At 47.8% G+C, this 5,695-nt stretch carries 4 protein-coding genes and 1 pseudogene; 1 reads left to right on the top strand and 4 read right to left on the bottom strand.

The window, feature by feature from the left end; all coding sequences use genetic code 11:
- From H6S82_RS15555 to hetZ, 3 genes and pseudogenes are all read right to left on the bottom strand, one after another.
- Positions 1-430 (bottom strand): annotated as a pseudogene (locus tag H6S82_RS15555) (transglutaminase); the annotation flags it as partial.
- Positions 431-683: 253 nt separating this feature from the next.
- A complete protein-coding gene (locus tag H6S82_RS15550; RefSeq protein ID WP_190471451.1) occupies positions 684-1,793 on the bottom strand; it encodes a hypothetical protein in 1,110 nt (369 codons plus the stop codon).
- Complete coding sequence (hetZ, locus tag H6S82_RS15545; RefSeq protein WP_242056966.1) at positions 1,765-2,988, bottom strand: heterocyst differentiation protein HetZ; 1,224 nt, start codon at positions 2,986-2,988, stop codon at positions 1,765-1,767. The genes H6S82_RS15550 and hetZ overlap by 29 nt, the downstream gene beginning before the upstream one ends.
- Before the next feature lie 278 nt (positions 2,989-3,266).
- Here hetZ and H6S82_RS15540 point away from each other — a divergent pair, with 278 nt between their 5' ends.
- On the top strand, positions 3,267-3,755 hold the full coding sequence (locus tag H6S82_RS15540; RefSeq protein WP_190471454.1) for a hypothetical protein: 489 nt from the start codon (positions 3,267-3,269) through the stop codon (positions 3,753-3,755).
- 60 nt (positions 3,756-3,815) lie between these two features.
- On the opposite strand, the gene sds is transcribed toward H6S82_RS15540, so the two are convergent.
- Complete coding sequence (sds, locus tag H6S82_RS15535; RefSeq protein WP_190471457.1) at positions 3,816-4,787, bottom strand: solanesyl diphosphate synthase; 972 nt, start codon at positions 4,785-4,787, stop codon at positions 3,816-3,818.
- Positions 4,788-5,695 lie beyond the last annotated feature (908 nt).

Genomic DNA, 5,695 nt, shown 5'->3' with positions numbered 1-5,695 from the left:
TCACCATCGAATAGCCCAAATCCTTGCGGCGGGGCAAGTCAAAGCTGTGCAAAACTTGTAATTGAATTAGCAGTTGCGCCAAGACAAACCGCGTATCATTGAGAGAGTCCCGGAGATTCGATAGGAAAAAGGCCAAAGCCCACAGCATTCCCATCGCGATCGCAAACTTCACCGGGATATTACGCTTATGGCGGCGATACCAACTCCACGTAGCACCCACAATACTCAGCGGTACAGCCCAAACGCTCAGACTGTCCGCAGTAGCGAAAGTCTCAGCCGCCACATCCGTAGCGATAATGCCCACCACCACCAAAGCCTGCACTAGCACTCGCAGCCAGAGCGACTCTTCCACCTCCGGCGTCGGCATCGCTGCCAACCGTTCCCTAAATTTGGCCAAAATCGGTATATTTCGCAGTTTGTCAACAGTCATTTGTCAAATGTCAGTTGTCAGTTCTCAGTTGTCAGTTGTGAGAAAGCTTGTTTCCCATCCACTACTAACCACTATCTACCATCCGATCGCAATTGACCAACGACCAACTACATTTGACCGAAAAAAGGGGTCTAAAGCCTCCCATCTCAATGGGGATCATCAAAAAATTTTTCCCCATTTCAAGCTCCGCCCCATCATTGCGGAGCCAATCTAAAATCCAAAATCCTCTCATCCAAAATCGGGTAACCGATCGCTAAGAACTAATTACCATCACAGCAAAAATTAAGGGTTTCTGACCCAGTTGCTGAAAATGAACTTCCAACAGGTAGCTGTGGTTGGGTTCCAAATCGAACAATTCCACACTCAAGCAACCCGGATCGGGTCGATGGGTAGAAGCTACTGCTTGACCGCCTCGAAACTTCAAGCTGCCACCGCAAGGAAATTGACCTCGAATCCGTACAGAGGCGATCGATTGCTTGTGTACTTGATATTGTACCTCGAGCGTCAGCACACCGACAGCACTTAGCCACTGTCTTTCTACAGCTAATTGAGATGACGAAACAAGCAACGTCAGAGAACCGAGAATCTGCCGAGCTGCCTGCAATAACAGAACCATTTGCTCGGCCAGCGTTGCTGTTTCGTAACTGCTGGGGAATTTGGTCGCTTCTTGTCGATAATCTACCGTATCCAGACTTTTACGATCGGCAGGCGCTGACACCTTTTGGGCAAATTTGTTCAGCATCTGGGAATGACCGGGGAACAAAACCTCCACCGCACGCACTAATTTAGCCGCCTCGGTTTTTGAGGATTGAACCACTGCCTGACATCGGTCTAACAGTTGGGTAAAAACCTCCGGCGGGATGGCTACTGGCAGATTAAACTTTTGGATCTGAGCCGTCCACAGGTGCGTTGCCGATCCCGAATCCAGCTCTATTTTGGCAGGACGATCCGGTTCGTAGTCACCGATTTCCGTCTCCCAAGGAAATAGGGGAGGGTTATTTTCGATTTCCTTCTTGAGGCGACGTTTGAGAAGTGCCTGGAAACGGTCTCGCACGACAGGAATGTCGCCCGGTTTTTGAGGGGGTTGACGCAAAACCTCCGGAGTAATGGTGCTGGAGAGTGCGGCGTTCAATACTTCTGACTCCAGTAGATCTAAATCTTCTAATTCCCAATCATCTATATCACAATCGCCTAGCTCTAAGCTATGAGTAACCTCTGAAGGAGTTTCTAAATTAGAATTCTCCTTCTCGCTCAACGAGGCTGTCGAGCGATCGAACTCATGGCCCGGAGCCGGGTTGACTCGATCGCTTTGCAGCAACCAGGCGAAGAATTTTTCAGGGAAGGCTTCTATGTCTCTGTTCATCAGTCGATGCACCCGATCCGGACACGAATGAATTACGAAGATCCCAGGCTTTTTCTAGAAGCTTAAACCACTGCTTCTGAATCTGCGTAACCGTCCACCCTAAATTTCGAGATATTTCTCGATCGGACAGTTTTTTTTGTTTCAATTCCAGCAAGCTCAGTTGCTCAGGCTCCAGACTCGCCAGGAAAGTTTGCCATTGCTGGGGGACGAGGCCCAGATTTCTTTCTATATCTGCTTCCAACCACTCATGCACCAGTTCCCACCGATGCAATAGAGCGAAACGAATCAAATGGTATTTAAAACGCTGTTGCAAGTAATCCCGCTGACGCTGGGTTAAACCCATTATCGCTTCAATTTCTTGCGTATTGAGGTCTTGCAGCCGCAGCGCAAAGTAGTCGGCACAATCTTCCTGCTGACGTTCTTGTAAGTAGGCCATCAGCTCGTCAATTACAGACTGGCGCAGCGAATCTTCCTGATTGGGAGCATCTTCTTGAGCCCCCATCACTTGCCGCACTTGCTGCACCAAAGCTTCATCCCAGCTTGCTTCTGATTCTGACGTTCCCCCCTCAGCCGCCTGTTCCATATCCACCGAGGTTTCCGGCGGTTGCTTTTGCACAAACGCTTGTGCCCGCAAAATTACTAGCTGCTGAGTCCGGTTATGCGACAAGCGAATCCGTCGCTTAGCGTAACGCTCTGTAAAAGCCAGAAATTCCGCTAACTCTAACAGAGTTTCCGGTCGATAAGTTGGACTTGTAGGGGCAAGCTGGCACATAGCTCCTTCCCGGCGAAAGGCACTCAATGCTTCCACATAAAATCCCTGTAAGAAATCTTCTATTAAAGTCAGCCGATTTTCATAGATTGATGACGCTCCAGGTGGTGTAATGTAACGATAGACAATCGCACTCAGAGTACTGTGTAATTCTACCCGTCCAGCGGTAGACCCCAGCTTGTAATAGTTGAGGCATTGCTGTAAACGATGACGGGCAAGCTTTGTAGCCCAAGTTTCGACAGCGCCCAGCGCTTGGATGCGCTTACTTTCATTACAAATTCGGGTTACTTCCGTTGCTATACGCGCTGCGACTTCGCGGCAATTTTGCTCTGAAGCACGGGTGGACTGCTTAAGTTCGGCGAACAGCAGCTCAAAGATAGCCTCCACGCTAGCAGATCTCTCCCAAGCTCGTTGTTGTTGAGGCAAGTTTAATTTAGCCCCTACTTAATTTGATTGCGAAGCCCTAGACCACCCATTCAGAAATAGACCGCAGAGATGCTCCCATTTGATTCGCTGGTTAATCACCAGAATTTCTTTTTTCCTCAAAATGCGATTCGATCCAACCGGATCTGAACTATCGTCCAGACCGCTCGCATTTTTTGACAATGCTTCGCTACTACCTTGACCCTAGCACACCCAAATCCGACCGATTGGATCGACAGTTAGATTAAAAAGTAGACGATCGGAGCTTTTGAGCGTGACCTATGGAATTAGATCGACAAATTCAACTTTTAATTGACAATGCACCCCAAGATACTCATACTACCCAGGCCATGCAAGCGATCGCACCAGCTCTCAAGCTGCTGGCTCAGCAATTGCGACACTCCCAGTACTATATTCTCCAGACCGGGGAGCGCGACTGGGTATTGACTGCTTTAAGCAATCGCGCTAACCCAGGTGTGGAAAAACGTGTTATATACGCTTTCCCAACTCTCCAAGATGCCACAGCCGATCGCAATTCGATCGAAGATCCGCAAGTGCTAGCCATACCAGTTCCTGTCACCCATATTTTGTTTCAAATGCTGGCGATGAACACGGTTGATAGTACTGTATTTTTTGAGACGCCAGGAAATCTTTCATCGGGAACTGAATTGCGTCGGGAAGATTTACAAAATTTAATCCAGGCCCATTTGCCGCAAAACCATACAGTACGCCGAAATGCGCCCGGTCATATTCCTCCGGATATAGCCTGAATTGATTTTGGATTTTAGATTTTGGATTTACAGCCAATCTAAAATCTAAAATCTAAAATTCTAGTACAGCCGACTCAAAACATACTCAGCCATATCGCTTAAGGCTTGGCGATACTCAGAGGGCGGTAAATCGGCAAGATACTCAACAGCAGAGCGAGCTTCTCTGGCAGCTAATTCGCGGGCACGCTCAATACCCATACCTTCATTGATTAAAGCGATCGCTTGTTGCAAATCCTCATCCTTACAAAATTCTCGTTCGATCAGCACCTCCAAGTAGGGTTTCTCTTCCAGAGCAAATATGGCCGGCGCAGTCAAATTACCGCTTTTGAGATCCGAACCGGCAGGTTTGCCCAAAACTTCTGTAGAACCAGTGAAATCCAAGATGTCATCAACTACTTGGAACGCCAAACCGATATGACGCCCGTAGCGATATAAATTTTCTGCCATTTCAGCCGAAAGCCCACTTAAGCAAGCCGCTGCTTTGGCACTATTGGCAATCAGGGAGGCAGTTTTGTAGTAACTTTTTTGTAGATAAGCTTCGATCGATAAATTTGTGTCGAAGCTATTCAGCCCTTGCTGAATTTCACCTGCCGCCAAATCCATAATCACCTGCGACAGTAATTTGACAACCTCCAAGTTATCCAAGTTGGCTAAATACCAAGAAGACTGCGCGAAGAGAAAATCTCCCGCCAGTACCGCGATGCGATTGCCAAACAGGTTGTGTACTGTAGGCACCCCGCGACGAACTTCCGATTCGTCCACTACATCATCGTGTACTAGGCTAGCTGTGTGAATCATTTCCGTAATCTCGGCCAACCGTCTATGACGGGGAGTAATTTCCCCATCTGGCATTGTCGCCCGCGAAATCAGAAGCACAATCGCAGGTCTGAGGCGTTTTCCCCCTGCTCCAAACAAATGTTCTGCTGCGGCAGACAGGATAGGGTGACGCTTACCAACTAGCTGTTTCAAGTTCTCCGACAGCAAACGTAGGTCTGCTTCAACAGGCGAAAAGAGGGAGGTAGTTGAGGTCATGGGTCTGCCGATTCAGGCGTTGTGGATTGTCAAGAAATTTAACATATTCTCTCCTCATTTTAAGCGAACCCTCCCGTAGATGAAATAAGGGCTGGAGATAATTGGCCGATTTCTGTCCCAGAAATGGGTTATGGCTGCGTCGCTGAGAGCGCGAGTCGGTAACTGGCTCAATTTTGGCAAGCTGCCGAGCGGCTGATGACCAAGCTCTTGCAAAATTGTGTAGAATTTTTAAGTATTTTCCTCACAAAGCTCGAAAAGCCAGAAAGCTTGTGATACTCTAGATATTAAGGATTTCAAAAAATTCAACAAAGTTCGGCTCTATTCTTCCAGTCTGGCCATAGGCTTGACAGCGAAGAGTGCCGAGACAGGGTACAACGAAAACGCCTGCAAGTGGTTACCTTGCTTGACAAGGACATACGATCTTGGCGAAAAGTTTCCCAGTCCGAAAAGGAGTACGTGTTGTCGCCGATACGGACTTCCAAAACTGCCATATGCGTAGTGGATAAAACCACAATCGGGGAAAAAAACTGGCGGAAAAACCACCTGTCAGGCTGATCGGACATAGCTCTGAGTGTAGGCTTAGTCTACACAAATGCCTCCTTTCTAGCTTTCAGTCGTGGGGCTCTGACAAAGTTACTCCAAGGCAACTGAAAGTTGCCGAACATCTCTGGAAGCCCAGAGACACTAAATATTTAAAGGGAAAAGTAGCTGCACTCTTGGTTGCTGCTATCACCGATAATTATCAAGAGACGGAAATTTAATCCAAAGCAGCCTCTAGGCGTGGTGACAGTAAATTATTGAGAGCCACCTAGAGAGAAACAGCTATGGTATGAAGTCTCGCTAAGCCTGTGTCTATATGTGGAGGCATTAATGTCTCTAACTCTTCCAATCGGAAGATAATCGTCAGA

It is taken from the genome of Planktothrix sp. FACHB-1355 (genome assembly GCF_014748295.1).
GTDB classification, from domain to species: Bacteria; Cyanobacteriota; Cyanobacteriia; order Cyanobacteriales; family Aerosakkonemataceae; genus Aerosakkonema; species Aerosakkonema funiforme_A.
This window is presented reverse-complemented; position numbering and strand designations above follow the sequence as displayed.

Coding starts and splice junctions, on each gene's coding strand:
- H6S82_RS15550 (WP_190471451.1), bottom strand. CDS start 1,793: ATGAACAGAGACATAGAAGCCTTCCCTGAAAAATTCTTCGCCTGGTTG.
- H6S82_RS15540 (WP_190471454.1), top strand. CDS start 3,267: ATGGAATTAGATCGACAAATTCAACTTTTAATTGACAATGCACCCCAA.
- sds (WP_190471457.1), bottom strand. CDS start 4,787: ATGACCTCAACTACCTCCCTCTTTTCGCCTGTTGAAGCAGACCTACGT.